This is a genomic window from Achromobacter sp. FW305-C-13 (assembly GCF_058783475.1).
The window spans coordinates 520,049-542,770 of sequence record NZ_JBYSYN010000003.1; the positions used below are offsets into that span (position 1 = coordinate 520,049).

The 22,722-nt window shown below is 63.8% G+C and carries 17 protein-coding genes; 15 read left to right on the forward strand and 2 right to left on the reverse strand.

The window, feature by feature from the left end:
• Positions 1–10 precede the first annotated feature (10 nt).
• The 12 genes from nuoE to AC3WMU_RS21390 all read left to right on the forward strand — a co-directional run bounded on the left by nuoE (position 11) and on the right by AC3WMU_RS21390 (position 14,758).
• Positions 11–505: an NADH-quinone oxidoreductase subunit NuoE gene (gene nuoE, locus AC3WMU_RS21335; protein ID WP_006217963.1), complete on the forward strand. Its 495-nt coding sequence runs from the start codon at positions 11–13 to the stop codon at positions 503–505.
• Positions 502–1,869, forward strand: coding sequence for an NADH-quinone oxidoreductase subunit NuoF (gene nuoF / locus AC3WMU_RS21340; RefSeq protein WP_006223755.1), 1,368 nt, complete (start codon positions 502–504; stop codon positions 1,867–1,869). Before nuoE ends, nuoF begins: the two co-directional genes overlap by 4 nt.
• Before the next feature lie 15 nt (positions 1,870–1,884).
• Positions 1,885–4,212: an NADH-quinone oxidoreductase subunit NuoG gene (gene nuoG, locus AC3WMU_RS21345; protein ID WP_006223756.1), complete on the forward strand. Its 2,328-nt coding sequence runs from the start codon at positions 1,885–1,887 to the stop codon at positions 4,210–4,212.
• A complete protein-coding gene (gene nuoH, locus AC3WMU_RS21350) occupies positions 4,212–5,285 on the forward strand; it encodes an NADH-quinone oxidoreductase subunit NuoH (protein WP_006223757.1) in 1,074 nt (357 codons plus the stop codon). The genes nuoG and nuoH overlap by 1 nt, the downstream gene beginning before the upstream one ends.
• A 21-nt stretch (positions 5,286–5,306) precedes the next feature.
• On the forward strand, positions 5,307–5,795 hold the full coding sequence (gene nuoI, locus AC3WMU_RS21355; protein ID WP_006223758.1) for an NADH-quinone oxidoreductase subunit NuoI: 489 nt from the start codon (positions 5,307–5,309) through the stop codon (positions 5,793–5,795).
• Between the two features lie 17 nt (positions 5,796–5,812).
• Positions 5,813–6,469 (forward strand): NADH-quinone oxidoreductase subunit J, encoded by a 657-nt coding sequence (locus AC3WMU_RS21360; protein ID WP_006223759.1) that lies wholly within the window; start codon positions 5,813–5,815, stop codon positions 6,467–6,469.
• Entirely contained in the window at positions 6,466–6,774 is a 309-nt protein-coding gene (gene nuoK / locus AC3WMU_RS21365) for an NADH-quinone oxidoreductase subunit NuoK (protein WP_006217969.1), read from the forward strand. The genes AC3WMU_RS21360 and nuoK overlap by 4 nt, the downstream gene beginning before the upstream one ends.
• Positions 6,775–6,791: 17 nt before the next feature.
• Positions 6,792–8,834, forward strand: a complete 2,043-nt coding sequence (gene nuoL, locus AC3WMU_RS21370) for an NADH-quinone oxidoreductase subunit L (protein WP_006223760.1) — start codon at positions 6,792–6,794, stop codon at positions 8,832–8,834.
• A complete protein-coding gene (locus tag AC3WMU_RS21375) occupies positions 8,831–10,333 on the forward strand; it encodes an NADH-quinone oxidoreductase subunit M (protein ID WP_427939747.1) in 1,503 nt (500 codons plus the stop codon). Before nuoL ends, AC3WMU_RS21375 begins: the two co-directional genes overlap by 4 nt.
• 9 nt (positions 10,334–10,342) lie before the next feature.
• Entirely contained in the window at positions 10,343–11,827 is a 1,485-nt protein-coding gene (nuoN, locus tag AC3WMU_RS21380) for an NADH-quinone oxidoreductase subunit NuoN (RefSeq protein WP_035212774.1), read from the forward strand.
• A 13-nt stretch (positions 11,828–11,840) separates the two neighbouring features.
• Positions 11,841–12,170, forward strand: a complete 330-nt coding sequence (locus AC3WMU_RS21385) for a DUF2818 family protein (RefSeq protein WP_006223763.1) — start codon at positions 11,841–11,843, stop codon at positions 12,168–12,170.
• A gap of 326 nt (positions 12,171–12,496) precedes the next feature.
• The gene (locus AC3WMU_RS21390; protein WP_006223764.1) at positions 12,497–14,758 is read left to right on the forward strand and encodes a TonB-dependent receptor; all 2,262 of its coding nucleotides are present in this window, start codon (positions 12,497–12,499) and stop codon (positions 14,756–14,758) included.
• A gap of 71 nt (positions 14,759–14,829) precedes the next feature.
• Here AC3WMU_RS21390 and serB read toward each other — a convergent pair whose 3' ends face one another.
• Positions 14,830–15,687, reverse strand: coding sequence for a phosphoserine phosphatase SerB (serB, locus tag AC3WMU_RS21395; RefSeq protein ID WP_088587948.1), 858 nt, complete (start codon positions 15,685–15,687; stop codon positions 14,830–14,832).
• A gap of 22 nt (positions 15,688–15,709) precedes the next feature.
• On the reverse strand, positions 15,710–19,174 hold the full coding sequence (gene mfd, locus AC3WMU_RS21400) for a transcription-repair coupling factor (protein ID WP_035212819.1): 3,465 nt from the start codon (positions 19,172–19,174) through the stop codon (positions 15,710–15,712).
• Positions 19,175–19,221: 47 nt separating this feature from the next.
• On the opposite strand from mfd, the gene ispD reads away from it, so the two are divergent.
• From ispD to AC3WMU_RS21415, 3 genes are all read left to right on the forward strand, one after another.
• Entirely contained in the window at positions 19,222–19,905 is a 684-nt protein-coding gene (gene ispD / locus AC3WMU_RS21405; RefSeq protein ID WP_006223767.1) for a 2-C-methyl-D-erythritol 4-phosphate cytidylyltransferase, read from the forward strand.
• Positions 19,902–20,387, forward strand: coding sequence for a 2-C-methyl-D-erythritol 2,4-cyclodiphosphate synthase (gene ispF / locus AC3WMU_RS21410; RefSeq protein WP_006223768.1), 486 nt, complete (start codon positions 19,902–19,904; stop codon positions 20,385–20,387). Before ispD ends, ispF begins: the two co-directional genes overlap by 4 nt.
• A gap of 139 nt (positions 20,388–20,526) precedes the next feature.
• The gene (locus AC3WMU_RS21415; protein WP_492282957.1) at positions 20,527–22,704 is read left to right on the forward strand and encodes a DUF4344 domain-containing metallopeptidase; all 2,178 of its coding nucleotides are present in this window, start codon (positions 20,527–20,529) and stop codon (positions 22,702–22,704) included.
• The last annotated feature ends 18 nt before the right edge of the window (positions 22,705–22,722 follow it).

A 22,722-nucleotide genomic window follows, 5' to 3' on the forward strand; every position in this document is an offset into this window, starting at 1 on the left:
GATTCAAACTATGCTGCTTTCCGAACAGGCCTACCAGAAAATCGACCGAGAACTCGCGAAGTTCCCGGCCGACCAGCGGCAGTCCGCCATCATGGCCTCGCTTGCCATTGCGCAAGAAGAGAAGGGCTGGTTGGCTACCGAAACTATTGAAGATGTGGCCAATTACATTGGCGTCCCGCCCATTGCGGTGCAGGAAGTCGCCACGTTCTACAACATGTTCGACGTCAAGCCCGTCGGCAAGAACAAGATCGCCGTCTGCACCAACTTGCCCTGTGCCTTGCGCGATGGCGACCGTGCCGGCGAATACCTCAAGCGCAAGCTGGGTGTCGACTACCGTCAAACCACCGCCGACGGCCAGTTCACGCTGGTTGAAGGCGAATGCATGGGCGCTTGCGGCGATTCCCCCGTGCTGATCGTGAACAACAAGCATATGTGCGTGCGCATGACCGACGAGAAGCTGGACGCGCTGGTCGCGGCCCTCAAGGTGCAAGGAGAGTCGGCATGAACGCGCCCGACCTGTATAAGCAGTTCGCGCAAGGGTTGGATCCCAACCCGCTGAACGACGTGTCCAACTCGATGTGCCTGCACGGCCGGCACATCCAGCCGCAGATCATGGCGGACGTCGACGGCGAGAATTGGCGCCTGGCCGACTACGTCAAGCGCGGCGGCTACGAAGCCCTGAAGAAGATCCTCACCACTGGCCTGAAGCCGGAAGACGTGATCGCCGAAGTCAAGGCGTCGGGTCTGCGCGGCCGTGGCGGCGCGGGCTTCCCGACCGGCCTGAAGTGGAGCTTCATGCCGCGCGCCTTCCCCGGCCAGAAGTACCTCGTCTGCAACTCGGACGAAGGCGAACCGGGCACGTTCAAGGACCGCGACATCCTGCGCTTCAATCCGCACATCGTGATTGAAGGTATGGCGATCGCGGCCTACGCCATGGGCATCAGCGTCGGCTACAACTACATCCACGGCGAAATCTTCGAAGTCTACGAGCGCTTCGAAGAAGCGCTGGAAGAGGCGCGCGCCGCCGGCTTCCTGGGCGACAAGCTGCTGGGTTCGGATTTCAGCTTCCAGCTGCACGCGTTCCACGGCTACGGCGCCTACATCTGCGGCGAAGAAACCGCGCTGCTGGAATCGCTGGAAGGCAAGAAGGGCCAACCGCGCTTCAAGCCGCCGTTCCCGGCCAGCTTCGGCCTGTACGGCAAGCCCACCACGATCAACAACACCGAAACGTTCGCGGCGGTGCCGTGGATCATCCGCAACAGCGGCCAGGCCTACCTGGAAGTCGGCAAGCCGAACAACGGCGGCACCAAGCTGTTCTCGATCACCGGCGACGTCGAACGTCCCGGCAACTACGAGATCCCGCTGGGCACCCCGTTCTCGACGCTGCTCGAACTGGCAGGCGGCATGCGCGGCGGCAAGAAGCTGAAGGCCGTGATCCCTGGCGGATCCAGCGCCCCGGTGCTGCCGGCCGACATCATCATGGAATGCACGATGGACTATGACTCCATCGCCAAGGCCGGCTCGATGCTCGGTTCTGGCGCTGTGATCGTCATGGACGAAACGCGCTGCATGGTGAAGTCGCTCTTGCGCCTGTCGTACTTCTATTTCGAGGAAAGCTGCGGCCAGTGCACGCCGTGCCGCGAAGGCACCGGCTGGCTCTATCGCATGGTGCATCGCATCGAAAACGGTCACGGCCGTCCGGAAGATCTGGACTTGCTGGACAACGTGGCAGGCAACATCATGGGCCGCACCATCTGCGCCCTGGGTGACGCCGCCGCCATGCCCGTCCGTGGCTTCCTCAAGCATTTTCGCGACGAATTCGCGCACCACATCGAGCATAAGTCTTGTGTGGTCCCGCAATATCTGTAGGTCTCAGGAACAGCAATGGTTGAACTAACCGTCGACGGCAATCAGGTCGAAGTGCCCGAAGGCAGCATGGTCATGCATGCCGCTCAGAAAGTCGGGCTTTACGTGCCGCATTTCTGCTACCACAAGAAACTGTCCATCGCGGCCAACTGCCGGATGTGCCTGGTTGAAGTGGAAAAAGCGCCCAAGGCGCTGCCCGCCTGCGCCACGCCCGTGACCAACGGCATGGTCGTCCACACCTGCTCTGAGAAGGCTCGCGCCGCTCAGAAGTCGGTGATGGAATTCTTGCTCATCAATCACCCGCTCGACTGCCCGATCTGCGATCAGGGCGGCGAATGCCAGCTGCAGGATCTGGCCGTGGGCTACGGTGGCTCGTCCTCGCGTTACCAAGAGGAAAAGCGCGTCGTTTTCCACAAGGACCTGGGTCCGCTGGTTTCCGCCGAGGAAATGAGCCGCTGCATCCACTGCACCCGCTGCGTGCGCTTCGGCCAGGAAATCGCCGGCGTCATGGAGCTCGGCATGCTGGGCCGTGGCGAACACTCTGAGATCACGACCTTCGTGGGCCGCTCGATCGAGTCCGAACTGTCGGGCAACATGATCGACATCTGTCCGGTGGGCGCGCTGACCTCCAAGCCCTTCCGCTACAGCGCCCGCACCTGGGAACTGGCTCGCCGCCGTTCGGTCAGCCCGCACGACAGCCTGGGCGCCAACCTGGTGGTCCAGGTCAAGGGCGACCGCGTGATGCGCGTGGTTCCGTTCGAAGACGAAGCCGTCAACGAATGCTGGATCAGCGACCGCGACCGCTTCTCGTACGAAGGCTTGAACAGCGACGACCGCCTGTCCGCCCCGATGATCAAGGGCACGGACGGCAAGTGGCAGGAAGCCTCGTGGGCCGACGCGCTGCAAGCCGTGGCCCAAGGCCTGTCGCGTGTGCGTGACAGCTTCGGCGCCGGCCAGATCGGCGCGCTGGCGTCGGAATACGCCACCACCGAAGAATATGCGCTGCTGGGCCGCCTGGTCCGCGCGCTGGGCTCCGAGAACATCGACTTCCGCCTGCGCCAGACCGATCCGGCGTTCGACGCCGCTTTGACCGGCGCACCGTGGCTGGGCATGCCCATCGCCGAACTCGACAACCTGGACCGCGTCCTGGTCGTCGGCTCGTTCCTGCGCAAGGACCATCCGCTGATGGCGCAACGCCTGCGCCAGGCGGCCAAGCGCGGTACGCAGATCCTGATGGTCGACAGCGCCGCTGACGATCCTCTGATGCCCGTCGCCGCCCGCATCACCGTTGCACCGTCCGAACTGCCGCGCGCGCTGGCCGAAGTGGCCGTTGCCCTGGCGCAAACCCGCGAACAAGCCGTGCCGGCCGAATTCGCCTCGGTCACCCCGGGCGAGAACGCCAAGATCATTGCCGCGAGCCTGGCTTCCGGCGCCAACACCGCCGTGCTGATGGGCAACCTGGCTGTCGCCAGCGCCCAGGCTTCGACGCTGGCCGCCAACGGCCGCGCCGTGGCTGACCTGGCCGGCGGCAAGTTCGGCTTCCTGACCTCCGGCGGCAATACCGTCGGCGGTTACCTGGCCGGCGCCGTTCCGGGCAAGGGCGGCAAGACCGCCGCCGCCATGTTGGCCGAGCCGCTGAAGGCCTACGTCGTGCTGCACGCCGAGCCGCTGCTGGATGCCGACAACGGCCAGCAAGCCATCGCCGCGCTGCGTGGCGCGCAGTTTGCCGTCGCCCTGACGCCGTACCGCTCGGCTGCCGCCGAGTGGGCCGACGTCATGCTGCCGGTGTCGCCGTTCACCGAAACCTCGGGTACGTTCGTCAACGCGCAAGGCCTGGCCCAGAGCTTCAAGGGCACGGTCACGCCGTTGGGCCAGACGCGCCCGGGCTGGAAGGTCCTGCGCGTGCTGGGCAACGTCCTGCACCTGGCTGGCTTTGACGACGAGACCTCCGAATCCGTGCGCGACGCCGCGCTGGCCGGCGGCATCGAAGGCCGCTTGTCCAACGACGTCAAGGCGCCGTTGGGCCTGGGCCAAACCGCAAGCGGCCTGGAACGCGTGGCTGACGTGCCGATCTACCGCACCGACGCCATGGTCCGCCGTTCGGAGCCGCTGCAAGCGTCCCCGGCCTCGAAGAAGCCGGCTGCCGCCATGAACGGCCGCACCCTCGCCAGCCTCGGCCTGACGGCCGGCGTGAAGGTGCGCGTCGCGGGTGCGCAAGGCGCCGTCGAACTCGAAACCGTGCAGGATGATGCCGTGGCCGATCGCGCCGTGCGCATTTCCGCAGCCTTTGAAAACACCGCAGCCCTGGGTGGCGCATTCGGTCAACTCAGCGTGGAGCGTGCCTGATGGAATGGCTTAATGTTCTTGAGAGCCACGGGCAGGCATTGCTGGGCCCGACGGTCTGGATGGTCCTCTGGACCCTCATCAAGATTGTGATCATCGCCGTGCCGATCATTCTGTGCGTCGCGTACCTGACGTACTGGGAACGCAAGATGATCGGCGCCATGCACGTGCGCGTGGGCCCGAACCGCGTGGGTTTCAAGGGGTTGCTGCAACCGTTTGCCGACGTGTTCAAGCTGTTGACGAAGGAAGTCGTCGTCCCCAGCCAGGCCAACAAGGTGCTGTTCGTCGTGGCCCCCGTGGTCACGCTGATGCCCGCGCTGGCCGCCTGGGCCGTCGTGCCCTTCGGTCCTGAAGTCGTGCTGGCCAACGTCAACGCCGGCCTGCTGTACATCATGGCCATCACGTCCATCGGGGTGTATGGCGTGATCGTGGCGGGCTGGGCCTCGAACTCCAAGTACGCGTTCCTGGGCGCCTTGCGCGCCTCGGCGCAGATGCTGTCGTACGAACTGGCCATCGGCTTCGTGCTGGTGACGGTGCTGCTGGTGTCGGGCAGCCTGAATATGTCCGAGATCGTCAACGTCCAGAACCGCGGCTGGTTTGCCGACAAGGGCCTGACGTTCCTGTCGTGGAACTGGCTGCCGCTGTTGCCGCTGTTCGTGATCTACGTCGTCGCCATCGTCGCCGAAACCAACCGCCACCCGTTCGACGTGGTGGAAGGCGAATCGGAAATCGTGGCCGGCCACATGGTCGAGTATTCGGGTATGGCCTTCGCCCTGTTCTTCCTGGGTGAATACGCCAACATGATCCTGCTGTCCTGCATGGCGTCGATCATGTTCCTGGGCGGCTGGGCTTCCCCGATCGACATTGCGCCGCTGACCTGGATCCCGGGCTGGATCTGGCTGGGTCTGAAAACGTTCGTCGTGGTCTCGTTGTTCGTGTGGTTCCGGGCGTCGTTCCCGCGTTACCGCTATGACCAGATCATGCGTTTGGGTTGGAAAATCTTCATCCCGCTGACCGGCGTTTGGCTGGTCGTGGTGGCGATCTGGATGCAGACGCCCTGGAACATTTGGCGCTAAGCCGCCAGGCAGAGGCAGGATATGGAAGCGATCAAAGATTTCTTCGGCAGTCTGATGCTGACCGAGTTGCTCAAGGGCATGCGCCTGACGGGCAAGTACTTTTTCAAGCGCAAGGTCACCTTGCGTTATCCGCAGGAAAAGACGCCTACGTCGGCGCGTTTCCGCGGCCTGCACGCATTGCGCCGCTACCCCAACGGGGAAGAGCGCTGCATCGCGTGCAAGCTGTGCGAAGCCGTGTGCCCGGCCTTGGCGATCACCATTGAATCGGAACAGCGTGATGACGGCTCCCGCCGCACCACGCGTTACGACATCGATCTGACCAAGTGCATTTTCTGCGGCTTCTGTGAGGAAAGCTGCCCCGTGGACTCGATCGTGGAAACCCATATCCACGAATACCACGGTGAAAAGCGCGGCGACCTGTATTTCACCAAAGACATGCTGCTCGCCGTGGGCGACCGCTACGAAGCCGACATCGCCCGCCGCCGGGCCGACGACGCTCCTTACCGTTGAAGCCCAGGGTCTGATCCATGACTTTTACCACTGTCCTTTTCTACATACTGGCCGCCGTGCTGGTGATCGCGGCGTTCCGCGTGATCACCGCGCGCAGTCCGGTCACCGCTGTTCTGCACTTGATCCTGGCGTTCTCCAACGCCGCCATGCTGTGGATGTTGTTGGGCGCCGAATTCCTGGCGCTGCTGCTGGTGCTGGTGTACGTGGGCGCCGTGATGGTGCTCTTCCTGTTCGTCGTGATGATGCTGGATATCCGCATGGACACCATGCGCCAGGGCATGAAGACCTACCTGCCTTTGGGCCTGGTGATCGGTCTGGTGCTGGTGCTGGAAATGTCGTTCGTGCTGGGTTCCACCTGGTACGGCTCGGGTCCGCAAGCCCCGGTCGCCGGCGACTACAACAACGCCCGCGCGCTGGGCGAAGTGATGTACACGCAGTACGTCTACGCCATTGAAGTCGGCGCCGCGCTGCTGCTGGTGGGTATGGTCGCCGCGATCGCGCTGACCCTGCGCCGCCGCCGCGACGTGAAGTACAACGACCCGGTGGCCGCTGTGCGCGTTCGTTCGAAGGATCGTTTCCGCATGGTGGACATGCCCGCCCAGAGCGACCGTGCCCAGGCCAAGCGCGACGCCGCGAACGGTGTTGCCGCTGCGCCCCAAGGAGAAAAAGAATGACGCTGACGCTGGCCCACTATCTGATCCTCGGGGCGATCCTGTTCGCCATCGGGATCTTCGGCATCTTCCTGAACCGCCGCAACCTGATCATTCTCTTGATGTCCATCGAGCTCGTGCTCCTGGCCGTCAACATGAACTTCGTGGCGTTCTCCAGCTGGTTCGGCGACACCGCCGGCCAGGTGTTCGTGTTCTTCATCCTGACCGTGGCCGCCGCTGAAGCGGCGATCGGCCTGGCCATCCTGGTGCTGCTGTTCCGCAACCTGAACACGATCAACGTTGACGAACTCGATCGCCTGAAGGGCTGACGGGGTATTGGAAGAAAATGTCTAGCTCACCCAATCTCTACTTGCTCATCGCGCTGGCACCGCTGGCCGGAGCAATTCTCGCGGGCCTTTTCGGCACCGGCTTCCTGGGCCGTCCGATCGGCCGTCGCGCCTCGCACGTCATCACCATCCTGGGCGTGCTCATCTCCGCCATCGGTTCGGTGGTGGTGCTGGCCGACGTGCTGAACGGCCTGCGCTTTGACGGCGCGGTCTACACCTGGAGCCTCATCGGCCAGACCAAGCTGGAAATCGGCTTCCTGATCGATCCGCTGTCGGCCATGATGATGGTCGTGGTGACCTCCGTGTCGCTGATGGTGCACATCTACACCATCGGCTACATGGCGGATGATCCCGGCTACCAGCGCTTCTTCTCGTACATCTCGCTGTTCACGTTCTCCATGCTGATGCTGGTGATGTCGAACAACATGGTGCAGCTGTTCTTCGGCTGGGAAGCGGTGGGCCTGGTCTCGTACCTGCTGATCGGTTTCTGGTACACCCGCCCGACGGCCATCTTCGCCAACATGAAGGCGTTCCTGATCAACCGCGTCGGCGACTTCGGCTTCGTGCTGGGCATCGGCCTGTTGTTCGCGTACGCCGGCACGATGCACTACGGCGAAGTGTTCGCCCAAGCCGACAAGCTGGCCGCGATGACGCTGCCGGGCTCGGACTGGATGCTGCTGACGGTGGCGTGTATCTGCCTGTTCATCGGCGCCATGGGCAAGTCGGCGCAGGTCCCCCTGCACGCCTGGCTGCCCGACTCGATGGAAGGCCCGACCCCGATCTCCGCGCTGATCCACGCCGCCACCATGGTGACGGCCGGCATCTTCATGGTCGCGCGCTTTTCGCCGCTGTTTGAACTGTCGGACGTGGCGCTGTCGTTCATCATTGTGATCGGCGCCATCGGCGCATTGTTCCTGGGCATCCTGGGCATCATCCAGACCGACATCAAGCGCGTCGTCGCGTACTCCACGCTGTCGCAGCTGGGTTACATGACGGTTGCGCTCGGCGCATCGGCCTACTCGGTGGCGATCTTCCACCTGATGACCCACGCGTTCTTCAAGGCGCTGCTGTTCCTGGGCGCGGGTTCGGTCATCATCGGCATGCACCACGACCAGGACATCCGCAACATGGGCGGCCTGCGCAAGTACATGCCCATCACCTGGATCACCTTCCTGCTGGGCACGCTGGCCCTGGTCGGCACGCCGTTTTTCTCGGGTTTCTACTCGAAGGAAAACATCATCGAAGCCGCCGGCCACGCTAACGTCTGGGGCGCAAGCTTCGCGTACTATGCCGTGCTGATCGGTGTGTTCGTGACCTCGCTGTACTCGTTCCGCGTGTACTTCCTGGTCTTCCACGGCAAGGAACGCTTCGACACCAGCGACCACGGCCACGGCCATGGTCACGACGACCATGCTCATGATGACCACGGTCACGACGATCACGGCCACGGCCATCATGGCGGCAAGCCCCATGAGTCGCCCTGGGTGGTCACGCTGCCGCTGATCCTGCTGGCGATTCCGTCGGTGCTGGTTGGCGCCTGGGCGGTCGACCCGATGCTGTTCGGCAAGTTCTTCAACGGCGTGATCACGGTGCTGCCGCAGCATCCGGCCATGCACGAACTGAACGAAGAGTGGCACGGCTGGGTCGCCTATGGCCTGCATGCCTTCCAGACCCTGCCGTTCTGGCTGGTCGTGGCAGGTTTCGTCATCGCCTGGTACTGCTACCTGATCAACCCCAAGGTTCCGGCCGCGATCAAGTCCAGCCTGTCTGGCGTGAACAAGGTGCTTGAGAACAAGTACTACGTGGACTGGGTCAACGAGCAGATCATCGCTCGCGGCATGCGCGCCCTGGGCCGTGGCCTGTGGAATACCGGCGACCGCGGCATCATCGACGGTTTGCTGGTCAACGGTAGCGCCCGCGTGGTGGGCTGGGTGGCTGCGGTCAGCCGCCACCTGCAGTCCGGCTTCATCTATCACTACGCGTTCGCGATGATCATCGGCATCATGGCGCTGGTGACTTTCTTTGTGCTGATTCCCCAATGATGGCAAGCGAGATGGCATCCAACACTTTCCCCTGGCTCACGCTTGCGATCTTTGTCCCGATCGTATTCGGCCTGCTGGTGCTGGCGGTGGGCCGTGACGACCGTCCCGGTCTGACGCGCGGCCTGTCGCTCGCCGGCGCCGTTGCCGGTTTCCTCGTCACGATTCCGCTCTACACCGGTTTTGACAACACCACGGCCGCCATGCAGTTCGTGGAGAAGGCTTCGTGGATTGAAGCCTTCAACGTCAACTACCACCTGGGCATCGACGGCATTTCGCTGTGGTTCGTCCTCCTGACCGCATTCATCACCATCATCGTGGTGCTGGCCGGCTGGGAAGTCATCACCAGCCGCGTGGCGCAGTACATGGCCGCCTTCCTGATCCTGTCGGGTCTGATGGTGGGCGTGTTCGTTGCGCTGGACGGCATGCTGTTCTACGTGTTCTTCGAAGCCACGCTGATCCCGATGTACATCATCATCGGTGCGTGGGGCGGCGATAACCGTATCTACGCAGCGTTCAAGTTCTTCCTGTACACGCTGATGGGCTCTCTGTTGACCCTGATCGCGTTCATCTACCTGTGGCACGCCTCGGGTGGTTCGTTCGACATCCTGACCTGGCACAAGGTCAAGCTGGGCCAGACCGAGCAGATCCTGATCTTCGTGGCGCTGCTGGCGGCTTTCGCGGTGAAGGTGCCGATGTGGCCTGTCCACACGTGGTTGCCGGACGTTCACGTTGAAGCGCCCACGGGCGGCTCCATCGTGCTGGCTGCGATCATGCTGAAGCTGGGCGCCTACGGTTTCCTGCGCTTCTCGCTGCCGATCACGCCGGACGCTTCGCACAGCCTGGCTGGTCTGATGATCACGCTGTCGCTCGTCGCGGTGATCTACATCGGCCTGGTGGCGATCATCCAGGAAGACATGAAGAAGCTGGTGGCTTACTCGTCCGTGGCCCACATGGGTTTCGTGACGCTGGGTTTCTTCATCTTCAACACGGCCGGCGTCGAAGGCGCCATCGTGCAGATGATCTCCCACGGCTTCGTGTCCGGCGCCATGTTCATGTGTATCGGCGTCCTGTACGACCGCATGCACTCGCGCCGCATCGCCGATTACGGCGGTGTGGTCAACGTGATGCCGCGCTTCGCCACGTTCTTCATCCTGTTCTCGATGGCCAACAGCGGCCTGCCGGCCACCAGCGGTTTCGTCGGCGAGTTCATGGTGATCATGGGCGCGGTCGAGCACAACTTCTGGATCGGTCTGTTGGCGGCTACCGCCCTGATCCTGGGTGCTTCGTATTCGCTGTGGATGGTCAAGCGCGTGGTCCTGGGCGACATCGCCAATGACCATGTGCGCGAACTGACCGATATCAACCGCCGCGAATTTGTGATTCTTGGCGTGATGGCGATCGCCGTGTTGTACATGGGGATCTATCCCAAGCCCTTCACCGACGTGATGCACGTGTCGGTCGAGGCCCTGCTGCAACACGTTGCCGTCTCGAAACTGTAAGACAAGACAATGATGCAATCCCAAATCGATTTCGCCCTGGCGACACCGGAAATCCTTCTGCTGGTTTTCGGCCTGGCTATCCTGCTCGTCGACGCGGTCAGCAATCACCCTGAGCGCAAGCCGACGTTCCTGCTGACCCTGCTGGCCTTGGGCGTGCTGACCGTCGTGTCGGCCGTGCAATGGAAGAACGGCGTTTCGGGCGCAACGTTCCACGGGCTGTACGTCACCGACGAACTGTCGCACCTGCTGAAGATCGCGTCCTACATCGCCGTGGGCGCCACATTGGTCTACGGCCGCGTGTATGCGCAGGTCCGCGACATGCTCAAGGGCGGTGAACTCTATGTCCTGACGCTCTTCGCGCTGTTGGGCCAGATGGTCATGATCTCCTCCGGGAACCTGATCTCGATCTACCTTGGCCTGGAACTGATGTCGCTGGCGCTGTACGCGCTGATCGCCCTGCGTCGCGACGACGTCGTGGCCACCGAAGCCGCCATGAAGTACTTCGTGCTGGGCGCGCTGGCCTCGGGCTTCCTGCTGTACGGCATGTCGATGGTCTACGGCTCCACGGGTCACCTGGACCTGGCTGAAATCTCCAAGGTCATCGCCGCCGGCAAGGCCGAAAAGATGGCGCTGGTGTTCGGCATCGTGTTCCTGGTGTCGGGTCTGGCATTCAAGCTGGGTGCGGTTCCGTTCCACATGTGGGTGCCGGACGTCTACCAGGGTTCGCCGACCGCGGTCACGCTGATCCTGGGCGGCGCGCCCAAGCTGGCGGCCTTCGCCATCACGCTGCGCCTGCTGGTGGACGGCCTGCATGGCCTGGCCGCCGACTGGCAGCCGATGCTGATGATCCTGGCCGTGCTGTCGCTGGCCATCGGCAACCTGACCGCCATTGCGCAGACCAACTTCAAGCGCATGCTGGCGTACTCGACCATCTCGCACATGGGCTTCGTGCTGCTGGGCCTGATGTCGGGTTCCGTCGCCGGCAAGCCGGAACTGTCGTCCGCCGCCTACGGCGCGTCGCTGTTCTACATGCTGACCTATGTCCTGACCACGCTGGCCAGCTTCGGCATCGTGTTGCTGCTGTCGCGCCAGGGCTTTGAGTGCGAGCAGATCGACGACCTGAAGGGCCTGAACCGCCGTAGCCCGTGGCACGCCGCCATCGTGCTGCTGCTGATGTTCTCGCTGGCCGGCATTCCGCCGCTGGTGGGCTTCTACGCCAAGCTGGCCGTGCTGCAAGCGCTGATCAGCGCCGGCCACGTGACGCTGGCCGTGATCGCGGTGCTGTTCTCGCTGATCGGCGCGTTCTACTACCTGCGTGTCGTCAAGGTCGTGTACTTCGACGAGCCGGCGGCCAACGCTGCACCGATCGCCGCCACCTGCAGCCAACGTGGCCTGCTGTCGATCAACGGTGCCATGATGCTGGTGCTGGGCCTGCTGCCGGGCGGCCTGATGGCGCTGTGCGTCCAGGCCATCCGTTCGTCGCTGAGCCTGTAAGCGGATACCAGCCATGAACCAGACGCTGGCGGTATGGCTGTTGATTGCGCTGGCTTTGGTCAGCGCGAACCTCCCGTTCCTGACGGAGCGGGTGTTCGCCGTCCTGCCCTGGAAGCAGGGCGGGGAAGCTGCGGTCAAGCCTTTCTGGCTGCGTCTGCTTGAAGTGCTGGTGTTCTACGCCATTGTCGGCGCGCTGGGGTTTGCGTTCGAATCCACCTTGGGCAACCGCTTTGCCCAAACCTGGGAGTTCTACGCAATTACCCTGAGCTTGTTCCTGGTGCTTGCCTATCCGGGCTTCGTGTACCGCTACTTGTTCAAACGGCATCCTCGTTTGCGCACCTGAAGGCCCGCCAAGCCACCAAACGCCCCGTCAGGGGCGTTTTTCTTTTGGGTCCGTGAAATGCGCTTGATCGCGGCTAAAAACGCTTGGCGGCGTTTCCAGGCATGCCTCTAGCGGTGCCGGATCTGGCCCGTCGTATTGCGAGATCCGTCACTGTTAAGTTCCGTTATAAAGCACGATTAATAACGAACGTGCATCCATAAGTGTTGTTTTTTCATCTTTAGCATGAGGGAACTGCTTTCATTCAGGTTTCATTCAGTAGGCAGGATCAAAATCGCAACCGGTAAAAAAACAAGAATCGTTGCTATTCATATTCTGGAGAAGCTGGTTTGAAGCCCCAAGATTCGTATTCGCTGAATACGCTCACTACCTCGCTGGCCGCCGCGATTGCCGCGCCCGCTCTGTTCATCAGTCCCTACGCCGCCGCGCAGTCTGCGGATTCGGGCGTGACGCAGCTTGCCCCGGTACGGGTGGAAGGCGAAGGGTCTTCCTACCAGACCAGCACGGTGCCGTCGCCAAAGATGACGGCGCCCCTGCTGGACACCCCACGCACGGTGCAGGTCGTACCCAAGCAGGTGATCCAGGACCAGGCGGCGTCCACGTTGCAAGACGTCCTGCGCAATTCGCCTGGCATCACGTTCGGTGCCGGGGAGGGCGGCCGCCCGGGCGGCGACCTGCCGATCATCCGTGGCCAGAATGCCGCCGGCAGCCTGTTCCTGGACGGCATCCGTGACTCCAGCACTCAGGTGCGCGACACCTTCAACCTGGAACAGGTGGAAGTGATCAAGGGCCCCGACTCGGTGTATTCCGGCCGCGGTGGCGCGGGCGGCAGCATCAACATGGTCAGCAAGGCGCCCAAGGCGACGGACTTCACCGAAGCCACGGCCCAGATCGGCACGGACAACAACTACCGCGCCACGATCGACAGCAACTGGCGCCTGGCCGACAAGGCAGCGTTTCGCCTGAACGTGATGGGCAACAAGGGCGATGTGCCGGGCCGCGACGATGCCGTCAATTTCGAGCGCTGGGGCGTGGCGCCGTCGCTGATGCTGGGCGTTGGCACGCCGACCCGCATCACGTTGAGCTACTACCACTACCAAGACGACAGCATGCCGGATTACTCCATTCCGTATGACCCGAAGACGGGTCAGCCGGTGACGGAGACGATGGGCGTGAGCCGCAAGACGTTCTATGGCCTGAAAGGCCGGGACTTCATGAGCACGCGCGACGATGTCGCGACCGTCGATTTCCAGCACGATTTCTCGGACAAGCTGCAGCTGCGCAACGTGACCCGCTATGGCCGCGGCACGACCGATTTCGCCGCCACCAACCCGGACGACAGCAAGGGCAACGTGCCCAACGGCCTGGTCTACCGCGCGTTGAAGTCGGGCTACTACGTCACCAAGAGCTTTGCCAACCAGACGGACCTGACGGGTGAATTCGATACCGGCAGCCTGAAGCACACGTTCGACCTGGGCTTTGAATACAGCAACATCAAGCAGGACAAGGACAGCTATAGCCAAAGCATCGCCAACGGCCCGATGGCGTGCAAGGTGAGTGCGACCGACCTGTCCAACCCGGCCTTGTGCGCGTCCCTTTGGAATCCGGATCCGGGCACCGACTATACCGGCCACCTGACCCGCGCCGACAACCCCGCCCGCTACAACACGGACACGGTGGCGTTCTACGGCTTCGACACCATCAAGTTCAACGAACAATGGCAAGCCAGCCTGGGTGCGCGCTGGGACAACTACCGCACCAGTGGCAGCAACATCGCAAAGGGCCGTAACGATCCGGCGTCCACGCCCGCGTTCTATAGCACCAGCCGCGAAGACAACCTGTTTAACTACCAGGTTGGCCTGGCCTACAAGCCCGTGCCCAATGGCACCATCTATGCCACGTACGGGACGTCGTCCACGCCTTCCGCGATCGCAGCCGGCGCCATCAGCGATGCCGCGTCGATCACGAGCTCGTCGCTCGAGCCCGAAAAGAGCCGCACGGTTGAACTGGGCACCAAGTGGCAGGTGTTCGACGACCGCTTGACCCTGTCGGCAGCGGCGTTCCACGACATTCGCAAGAACACGAGCGTAGCCGTGTCCGCCACGGAAGTGGCGCAAGTCGGCGAGGCCAAGGTGCGCGGCATCGAACTGGGCTTCTCGGGCAACATCACGCCCAAGTGGAACGTGTTCGGCGGCTACACCTTCATGGACAGCGAAGTGACCAAGGGCGCCTACAACAGCGGCGCCGTCGGCCAGGACCTGCCCAACACGCCGCGCAACGCCTTCAGCCTGTGGACGACCTACAAGGTGCTGCCCAAGCTGACGGTTGGCGGCGGTGCCTATTACGTGGACAAGCAGTTCGGCAATGCGGATGCCTCGAGCAACGCCGACGGCACGCCCAAGGCGCGCTGGGTTCCGTCGTACTGGCGCTTCGACGCCATGGCCGGCTACGAATTCAACGAGCACTTCTCGGCGCAGTTGAACGTGCTGAACCTGTTCGACGAAACCTACTACACCAAGGCCTACGCGGCGCACTATGCCGCACTGGGCACGGGCCGCGCGGCATTGCTGTCGCTGAAGGTCCGGTACTGATCCGCCTTCCGCAACGAGAAAAGCCACCGCAAGGTGGCTTTTTTCATGGTGACGATACCGTCTGTGGCCGATCAGCCTTCAAACCAGTTCAGTACGCCATCCAGGCCCGTCACGTTCAATGCGTAGCGGGTCTGCTCGCGCACCAGCGGCTTGGCGTGATAGGCAACCGGAAAGCCCGCGGCGCCCAGCATCAGAAGGTCGTTGGCGCCGTCGCCCATCGCGATGATCTGCTCTTTCGTGGCGCCATGCGTGCGGGCAAACTCGCGCAGGTAGACGGCCTTGGCGGAGGCGTCGAGGATGTCGCCCACGACCTGGCCGGTCAGCAGGCCGTTGTCGATTTCCAGCGTGTTGGCGTGCGCGCTGTCGAGCTTTAACCGTTCGCGCAGGCGGTCGGTGAAGAAGGTGAAGCCGCCGGAGACCAGCAGGACCTTGATGCCTGCGGCCTGGGCGGTACTGATCAGGCGTTCCGCGCCCGGGTTCAGTCGCAGCTTTTCCACGTAGACCTGTTCTAGCGCTTCGGCCGGCACGCCTTTGAGCAGCGCGACCCGGCGGCGCAGGCTTTCCGCGAAGTCCTTGATCTCGCCGCGCATGGCGGCTTCGGTGATCTCGGACACTTTGTCTTTCACGCCCACCACACCCGCGATCTCGTCGATGCACTCGATGTTGATCAGCGTGGAGTCCATGTCCATTGCCAGCACCTTGCACTGCGACAACTTGAGGCCCGCAGGCAGGAAGGCCACGTCCACGCCGTTGCGCTCGGCCCAGGCGACAACTTCCGCGCGGGTCAGGGCGTCGTGCTGCACGTCCAGCAGGCGGGCGGCGGTGTTGCTGATGCGCGCCACGCCCTGGGCTTGCGCCAGGGCGGCCAGCTGTTCCGCGTGTTCGATGGTCAGGCCGGGAGATTGGACGACAAGGTGATGGGTAGTCATAAAGTTGCGAAGGTTGGCGGGTTCACTTCAAGGCGCGCAGCACGACGCGCACGGCGTCGGCGCGGGCGGCGATCTGCGCGGCCTTGATCTCAATCCGCAATTTATCCTGTCCTGCCAGTTTGATGTTGCGTTGGCGTTGCACAAGTTCAATGATCCGGCCCGGATCAACGGTGGTTTTGGGGCCGAATTGCAGCAAGGCCTGCGTTTCGCTGGCGTCGATCTTGACGATGCCCAGCGGTTGCGCGGCCAGGCGCAGGCGGTGCGTGGTCAGCAGCGTCTGCGCGGCTTCCGGCAATTTGCCGAAGCGGTCGATCAGTTCTTCCTGGATGTGGATGAGATCGTCTTCGTCGGCGGCGTGGGCCAGGCGCTTGTAGATGCCCAGGCGCGCATGCACGTCGGCGCAGTAGTCCGAAGGCAGCAGCGCGGGCGCATGCAGGTTGACTTCGCAGGCCAGGTTGAAAGGCGCGTCCAGGTCGGGTTCTTCGCCCGCGCGCAAGGCGCGGACGGCTTCGTTGAGCATCTCGTTGTACATCGAGAAACCCACTTCCTGGATGTTGCCCGATTGCGAATCGCCAAGCACTTCGCCCGTGCCCCGGATTTCCAGGTCGTGCATGGCCAGGTAGAAGCCAGAGCCCAGTTCCTCCATGGCCTGGATCGCTTCCAGGCGCTTCTTGGCGTTGGTCGTGATGGCATCTTCGCCAGGCGTCAGCAGGTAGGCGTAGGCCTGATGGTGCGAACGCCCCACGCGGCCGCGCAGCTGGTGCAGCTGGGCCAGCCCGAAGCGGTCGGCACGGTGGATGACGATGGTGTTGGCGCTGGGCACGTCGATGCCCGTCTCGATGATGGTCGTGCACAGCAGCACGTTGTAGCGCTGCTGGTAGAAGCCTTTCATCACCTGTTCCAGCTCGCGCTCGGGCATCTGGCCGTGGGCGACCGCGATGCGGGCCTCGGGTACCAGCTCTTCCAGGCGCGCGCGGCGGTTGTGGATGGTCTCGACTTCGTTGTGCAGGAAGTAGCACTGGCCGCCGCGCTTGAGTTCGCGCAACAGGGCCTCGCGCAGGGTGCTGCCGTCCTCGCGCCGCACGAAAGTCTTGATCGCCAGGCGCTTCTGCGGCGCGGTGGCGATGACGGAAAAGTCGCGGATGCCTTCGAGCGACATGCCGAGCGTGCGCGGGATGGGTGTGGCGGTCAGCGTCAGCACGTCGACTTCGGCGCGCAGCGCCTTCAGTGCTTCCTTCTGGCGCACACCGAAGCGGTGCTCTTCGTCGATGATGACCAGTCCCAGACGTTTGAATTTCACATCTTTGGACAGGATCTTGTGCGTGCCGATGACGATGTCGACCCGGCCGTCGTTGATGCCTTCGATGGCGGCCGCTACTTCCTTGGCTGACCGGAAGCGCGACAACTCCACCACGCGCACCGGCCAGTCCGCGAAGCGGTCCGAGAAGGTCTGGGCATGCTGTTCGGCCAGCAGGGTGGTGGGGCACAGCAGGGCAACCTGCTTGCCGTTGGCCACCGCCAGGAAGGCCGCGCGCAGCGCCACTTCGGTCTTGCCGAAGCCTACGTCGCCGCAGACCAGCCGGTCCATGGGGCGGCCAGAGGTCATGTCTGCCAGGACGGCTTCGATGGCGGCGGCCTGGTCGGCCGTCTCTTCGAAGCCGAAGCCTTCGGCAAACGCCTGATAATCGTTCAGCGGCAAGTTGAAGGCGAAGCCTTCGCGCGCGGCGCGCTGCGCATACAGCGCCAGGAGCTCAGCCGCGGTGTCGCGCACCTGCTTGGCGGCCTTGCGGCGCGCCTTGTCCCATTGGCCGGAGCCCAATTGATGCAGCGGTGCGGCTTCCGGGTCGGCGCCGCTGTAGCGGGCGATCACGTGTAGCTGCGAGACGGGCACGTACAGCGTGCTGCCGTTGGCGTATTCAAGATGGAGGAATTCCATCTCGCCTTCGCCCATGTCCATATTGACCAGACCGTGGTAGCGGCCGATGCCGTGCTGCGCATGGACGACGGGGTCGCCGGCACGCAGTTCGGACAGGTCGCGCACCATGGCTTCGACGTTGCTGGCGCGTTCCTGGTCGCGCTTGCCGCGGCGGCCGGTGTTGGCCAGGCCGGGGTACAGGTCGTTTTCGGTCAGGAAGGCCAGATTGGCCTGCGGCAGCCCGAAGCCGGTGGCAAGCGGCGCGGCGACGATGCCGAAATTCGCGTCGGAAGCGAGGAAGGCTTCGATGGTGTCCGGTTGCGCGTCAGGCGTGACGCCGAACTCGTTCAACATCTGCACCAGGGTCTCGCGCCGGCCGGCGGAGTCCGCACACAGCAGCACGCGGGTCTGGCGTGTTTGCACCAGCGCGCGCAGCTTGGCGATCGGATCGTCGGAACGGCGCGCCACGCTCACGTCGGGTACCGCACGGAAGTCGGGATGCGGCTCGCCGGCGGTCAGCGACAGGCGGCGGAACTCCTTCAGGCGGGTGTAGAGCGTTTCGCTGTCCAGGAACAGCGCGGACGGCGGCAGCACCGGGCGTTCGCGGTCGCTTTTCAGGAAGCCGTAGCGGCTGGACGTGTCGTGATTGAAACGCTGGATCGCGTCGTCGATATCGCCGACCGTGACAGTGACGGTCCCGGCCGTCAGGTAATCGAAGAGCGTCGCCGTTTCCTCGAAGAAGAGCGGCAGGTAGTACTCGACGCCGGCAAACGGGATGCCGTTGCCGATGTCCTTGTAGGGCAGGGCGCGGGACGGGTCGCCTTCGAATATTTCACGAAAGCGCGCGCGGAACCGGGTGCGCGAATCCTCGTCCATCGGGAATTCGCGGCCGGGCAGCAGCTGGACCTCGCGCACCGGGTACAGGCTGCGCTGCGTGTCCACGTCGAAACTGCGGATGGTTTCGATCTCGTCGTCGAACAGGTCCAGCCGGTAAGGCACCGCCGACCCCATGGGGAACAGGTCGATCAGCCCGCCGCGCAGGCAGAATTCGCCCGGCGCCGTCACCTGGGTGACGTGGTTGTAGTTGGCCAGCGTCAGTTGCGCGCGCAGGGCGGCCTCGTTCAGCTTGTCTTTCTGCTTGAACGAGAACGTGTAGGCCGCCAGGAACGACGGAGGCGCCAGCCGGTACAGCGCGGTCGTGATCGGCACCGTCAGCACGTCCACCGTCTTCATCATCAGCGAGTGCAGCGTGTGCAGGCGCTGGGAAATCAGGTCCTGGTGTGGCGAAAACGCGTCATAAGGCAACGTTTCCCAGTCGGGCAGCTGGCGCACGCGCAGGTCCGGGGCGAACAGCTGGATCTCTTCCGCCAGGCGCTGTGCCTCCAGCGGCTCGGCCGTCAGGATGACCAGCGGCGCGGCCGCCTGCCGTGCCAGATCCGCCAGCAGCCAGGCGTCTCCCGAGCCCGGAGGGCGGGGCTGCGCATAGCGCGCGCCGGGTTTCAGCGCGGACAGGGTAGGGGCGTTCGCCGGGACGGGCGGCGCGGCGGTGGCGGGGGAAGTGGGGGTGGGCATCAGGGTGGAAGCAGGCATCAAGCGGAAGATTATAAAATCACCGCACCATGTCTGACTCAATCATTGCGATCGTTCCCGCCGCGGGTGTCGGCGCCCGCGCCAGCCAGCCTGGCGCGCAGGCCGTGCCCAAACAGTATCGTCCATTGGCCGGACAGCCCATGCTGCGCCACGCGGTGCGCGCGCTGCTGGCCGATGACCGGGTGTCCCAGGTGCGCGTGGCCGTGACGCCGGGCGACGGGTGGGTGGACGCGGCCCTGGCCGGCCTGCCCCGGACGGTGTGGCGGGCCTGTGGCGGCACGACACGGGCCGATACCGTCGCCGGCGCGCTGGCAGACAGCGGCGTGGCCGACGATGCCTGGGTGCTGGTCCATGACGCGGCCCGTCCCGGCCTGCCGGAGGCCGCGCTGCGACGCCTGATCGACGCCTGCCTGGCCGACCCGGTGGGCGGCCTGCTGGCGTTGCCCGTGGCCGACACGGTCAAGGGCGGGCACGAGCGGGTGGAGCGCACCCTGGACCGCAATGGATTGTGGTTGGCGCAGACGCCGCAGATGTTTCGGGCCGGCGTGCTGCGCGATGCGCTGACGGCGGCCTCCGTGAATGGCGTGACCGTCACCGACGAGGCGTCGGCCCTCGAGGCCGCCGGGTACGCGCCGTTGCTGGTCCCGGGCGCCTTGCGCAACTTCAAGGTGACGTGGCCGGATGATTTCGAACTGATGGAAAAATGGCTATGAGCATTCCTTTTCGCGTCGGGCAGGGCTTTGACGTGCACGCGCTGGTCGAAGGCCGCCCGCTGATCATCGGCGGGGTCACGATCCCGCACACGCATGGCCTGCTGGGGCATTCCGATGCGGACGTGCTGCTGCACGCGATCACCGACGCGCTTCTGGGCGCCGCTGGCCTGGGCGACATCGGCCGCCACTTCCCCGACACGGACCCCGCGTTCAAGGGCGCGGACAGCCGCGTGCTGCTGCGCGAGGCGATGGCGCGGGTACGCCGCGCGGGATGGGTGCCCGTCAACATCGACGCCACCCTGCATGCACAAGCCCCCAAGATCGGCCCGCATGCGCCGGCCATGGTGACGAACATCGCTGCTGACCTCGGCCTGGCAGAGACCGAGATCAACATCAAGGCCAAGACGAACGAAGGCTTGGGTTATCTGGGCCGCAAGGAAGGCATCGCGGCCACTGTCGTTGCCTTGCTGGCCCGCGCGTAAACCTGACGATGTTCCATCGTAAATGCAATGAAATTCCATTGCATTTACTTTGCTATACATCTTTAACAAATGAATAAGCGGGTCAAATTGATCTGGAATATTCTGCGCTACCTCAATCTGCCTACATAGAGAATTTCAGATGCGTTTACGTGGCGTCGCGCTGTTTTCGGTCCTCGTTGCATTGGGTTCGCCCGCACACGCTGCGTTTGAACAACAGCTCGGGCCTCTGGCAGGCGTCGTCGGACAGCAGATGATCCAGGGCTGGACCGCCGCCGTGCAGGATGGCTGGTTCACGTTGCGCAACGTGGCGACGCCCGGCAGTGAACAAACGCTTTACCTTCCGGTCGGACCGGCCCCCGAACAGGGGCGCGTGACCGATGTGAATGTGGTCGTCAATTCGCAGAATCCGAAGGCCTCTATTGGCGTGGCGCTGAGCAATCCCGCGAAGAAGGGCTTGTGCCTGATCGAGATCACGGCCGACAAGAAAACCATCCTGTTCTGTCTTGAAGGCCAGAACCGTCGCGATATCGCCACGGTTCCCAACCTGGCCAAGCTGGATGGCTCGGACCGCATCAAGGTGGTCGAGTTGCCGGGCGCAGCCCGGTTCATCGTGAACGGCAAGATCATCGGCGACGTGACCGATTCTTCCGCCGTGGGCGGTGACATCGGCATCATGGCTTACGACGTGGGCACGTTCGGTATTGCGGACTTTTCGATCAATACCGACCTGGCGCCCCGGCAGGGCGCCCCTGCGCAACAAGGCGGCGGCTTGCCCCCGCGCAGCGGCGCTGGCGCGCCGGCGCCACAACCTGCCGGCTTGCCTCCGCGTGGGGGTGGCGCGGGCGGCGGCGCCAGCGCGCCGCAGGGCACGCAACCGCCTGTCGCGGCCCCGGCTCCCAACAATTCGGGCGGTTCCGGCTTGGCCGGCGCCGGTCCGTATCCGCGTTTTGGCGGCGACACCATGCGTATCGTGTCGGTGTATGTCGGCATCATGCGCAGCATTTTCATGCATGAGTTCGGCCATGCATTGATCGGCGAACTGGAATTGCCGTCCACGGGCGCGGAAGAAGATGCGGTGGATATCTACGCCGCCTTGCAGATTGTCGAGCCGACGATGTATCCGTCGGCCGACCAGGACACGAACACCATGGCGCGTGACGCTGCGACCTACGCCGCCTTGCAGTGGTACTACAGCGGCAAGCTGGCGGAAAAGCGCGGGGCGTCCGAATCGTCGGCCTGGCAGGACGAGCACACGGGCGACCTCAAGCGCTTTCGCAACATGCTGTGCATCATGTATGGCGGCAATCCGGCCGTGTTCGAATCGGTCGCCAAACATGTAGGCCTGGAAGACCGGACCAAGGCGCGTTGCGCCGACGAATTCAACAAGCAGAACCGCGCCTGGCGCAAGATCCTGGCGCCGCACACCCGTGTCGGCACCTGGTCGCCCGACGGCCAGCAGCCGGCCAACGCGCCTGGTGCGCCGGTCAATGTGGTGTTCGAGCCGTCCAAGCGCAAGATCGGCAACCTGTTCGCCACTGCCCTGTCGGACGCGATTTCGGCCAACATCAAGCTGCTTGGGCAGACCTATGTGCTGCCCCGCCCGGTGAACGTGGTGTTCAAAGACTGCGACACGCTCAACGCGTGGTACAGCCCGCGTGAAGGCTCGATCACCATGTGCTATGAGCTGATCGAGAACATTGCGGTGATGATCTCCGACATCGAAATGGGCACAGTGGGCGGTGAAGTTGTGGCCACAGGTGGCGGCAAGGCGCCGTCTCAACAACCGCAGCAGCAGCCCCAACAGCAGCCCCAACAGCAGCCCCGGCCATCACCGCCGGGGCAGGGGATGCCGCCAAGCGCCATCGACGAACTCAAGGATATGGGCGTGCCTGCCACGTTCCTGCTGTTCCCGTCACCGTATAAGGGTCCGACGCCGAACCAGATCAATCGGGCCAAGCTGATCACGACAGGCGACCTCGTTGGCATGATCAAGAACGACAGCAATCTGCTGATCGTCGACACCAGCGGGCTGCGCGATACGCTGCCCATCGGTTATCCCCTGGCCGATGCGGGCTCGGATGGCAGTGTCACGGACCAGTTGCAAAGCGCCCTGGATGCCTGGCTGCTGAAAAAGGCGAACAACAATCGCCGTGCGGCGGTCGTGTTCGTGGGCGCCAGCATGAACGACCGTTCGTCGTACAACGCGGCGTTGCGCGCGGGGTCGCTCGGCTGGACCGCCTATTGGTACCGCGGCGGCGTCGAAGCCTGGGTGGCCAACGGTTTGCCCACCACCGCCGACATGGCGAAGAAGAACTAAACGTTTCGGTCGCGGCCT

Bases quoted from the DNA above. Each gene is read 5' to 3' on its own strand.
- nuoE (WP_006217963.1), top strand. From the start codon at position 11: ATGCTGCTTTCCGAACAGGCCTACCAGAAAATCGACCGAGAACTCGCG.
- nuoF (WP_006223755.1), top strand. From the start codon at position 502: ATGAACGCGCCCGACCTGTATAAGCAGTTCGCGCAAGGGTTGGATCCC.
- nuoG (WP_006223756.1), top strand. From the start codon at position 1,885: ATGGTTGAACTAACCGTCGACGGCAATCAGGTCGAAGTGCCCGAAGGC.
- nuoH (WP_006223757.1), top strand. From the start codon at position 4,212: ATGGAATGGCTTAATGTTCTTGAGAGCCACGGGCAGGCATTGCTGGGC.
- nuoI (WP_006223758.1), top strand. From the start codon at position 5,307: ATGGAAGCGATCAAAGATTTCTTCGGCAGTCTGATGCTGACCGAGTTG.
- AC3WMU_RS21360 (WP_006223759.1), top strand. From the start codon at position 5,813: ATGACTTTTACCACTGTCCTTTTCTACATACTGGCCGCCGTGCTGGTG.
- nuoK (WP_006217969.1), top strand. From the start codon at position 6,466: ATGACGCTGACGCTGGCCCACTATCTGATCCTCGGGGCGATCCTGTTC.
- nuoL (WP_006223760.1), top strand. From the start codon at position 6,792: ATGTCTAGCTCACCCAATCTCTACTTGCTCATCGCGCTGGCACCGCTG.
- AC3WMU_RS21375 (WP_427939747.1), top strand. From the start codon at position 8,831: ATGATGGCAAGCGAGATGGCATCCAACACTTTCCCCTGGCTCACGCTT.
- nuoN (WP_035212774.1), top strand. From the start codon at position 10,343: ATGATGCAATCCCAAATCGATTTCGCCCTGGCGACACCGGAAATCCTT.
- AC3WMU_RS21385 (WP_006223763.1), top strand. From the start codon at position 11,841: ATGAACCAGACGCTGGCGGTATGGCTGTTGATTGCGCTGGCTTTGGTC.
- serB (WP_088587948.1), bottom strand. From the start codon at position 15,687: ATGACTACCCATCACCTTGTCGTCCAATCTCCCGGCCTGACCATCGAA.
- mfd (WP_035212819.1), bottom strand. From the start codon at position 19,174: ATGCCCACCCCCACTTCCCCCGCCACCGCCGCGCCGCCCGTCCCGGCG.
- ispD (WP_006223767.1), top strand. From the start codon at position 19,222: ATGTCTGACTCAATCATTGCGATCGTTCCCGCCGCGGGTGTCGGCGCC.
- ispF (WP_006223768.1), top strand. From the start codon at position 19,902: ATGAGCATTCCTTTTCGCGTCGGGCAGGGCTTTGACGTGCACGCGCTG.
- AC3WMU_RS21415 (WP_492282957.1), top strand. From the start codon at position 20,527: ATGCGTTTACGTGGCGTCGCGCTGTTTTCGGTCCTCGTTGCATTGGGT.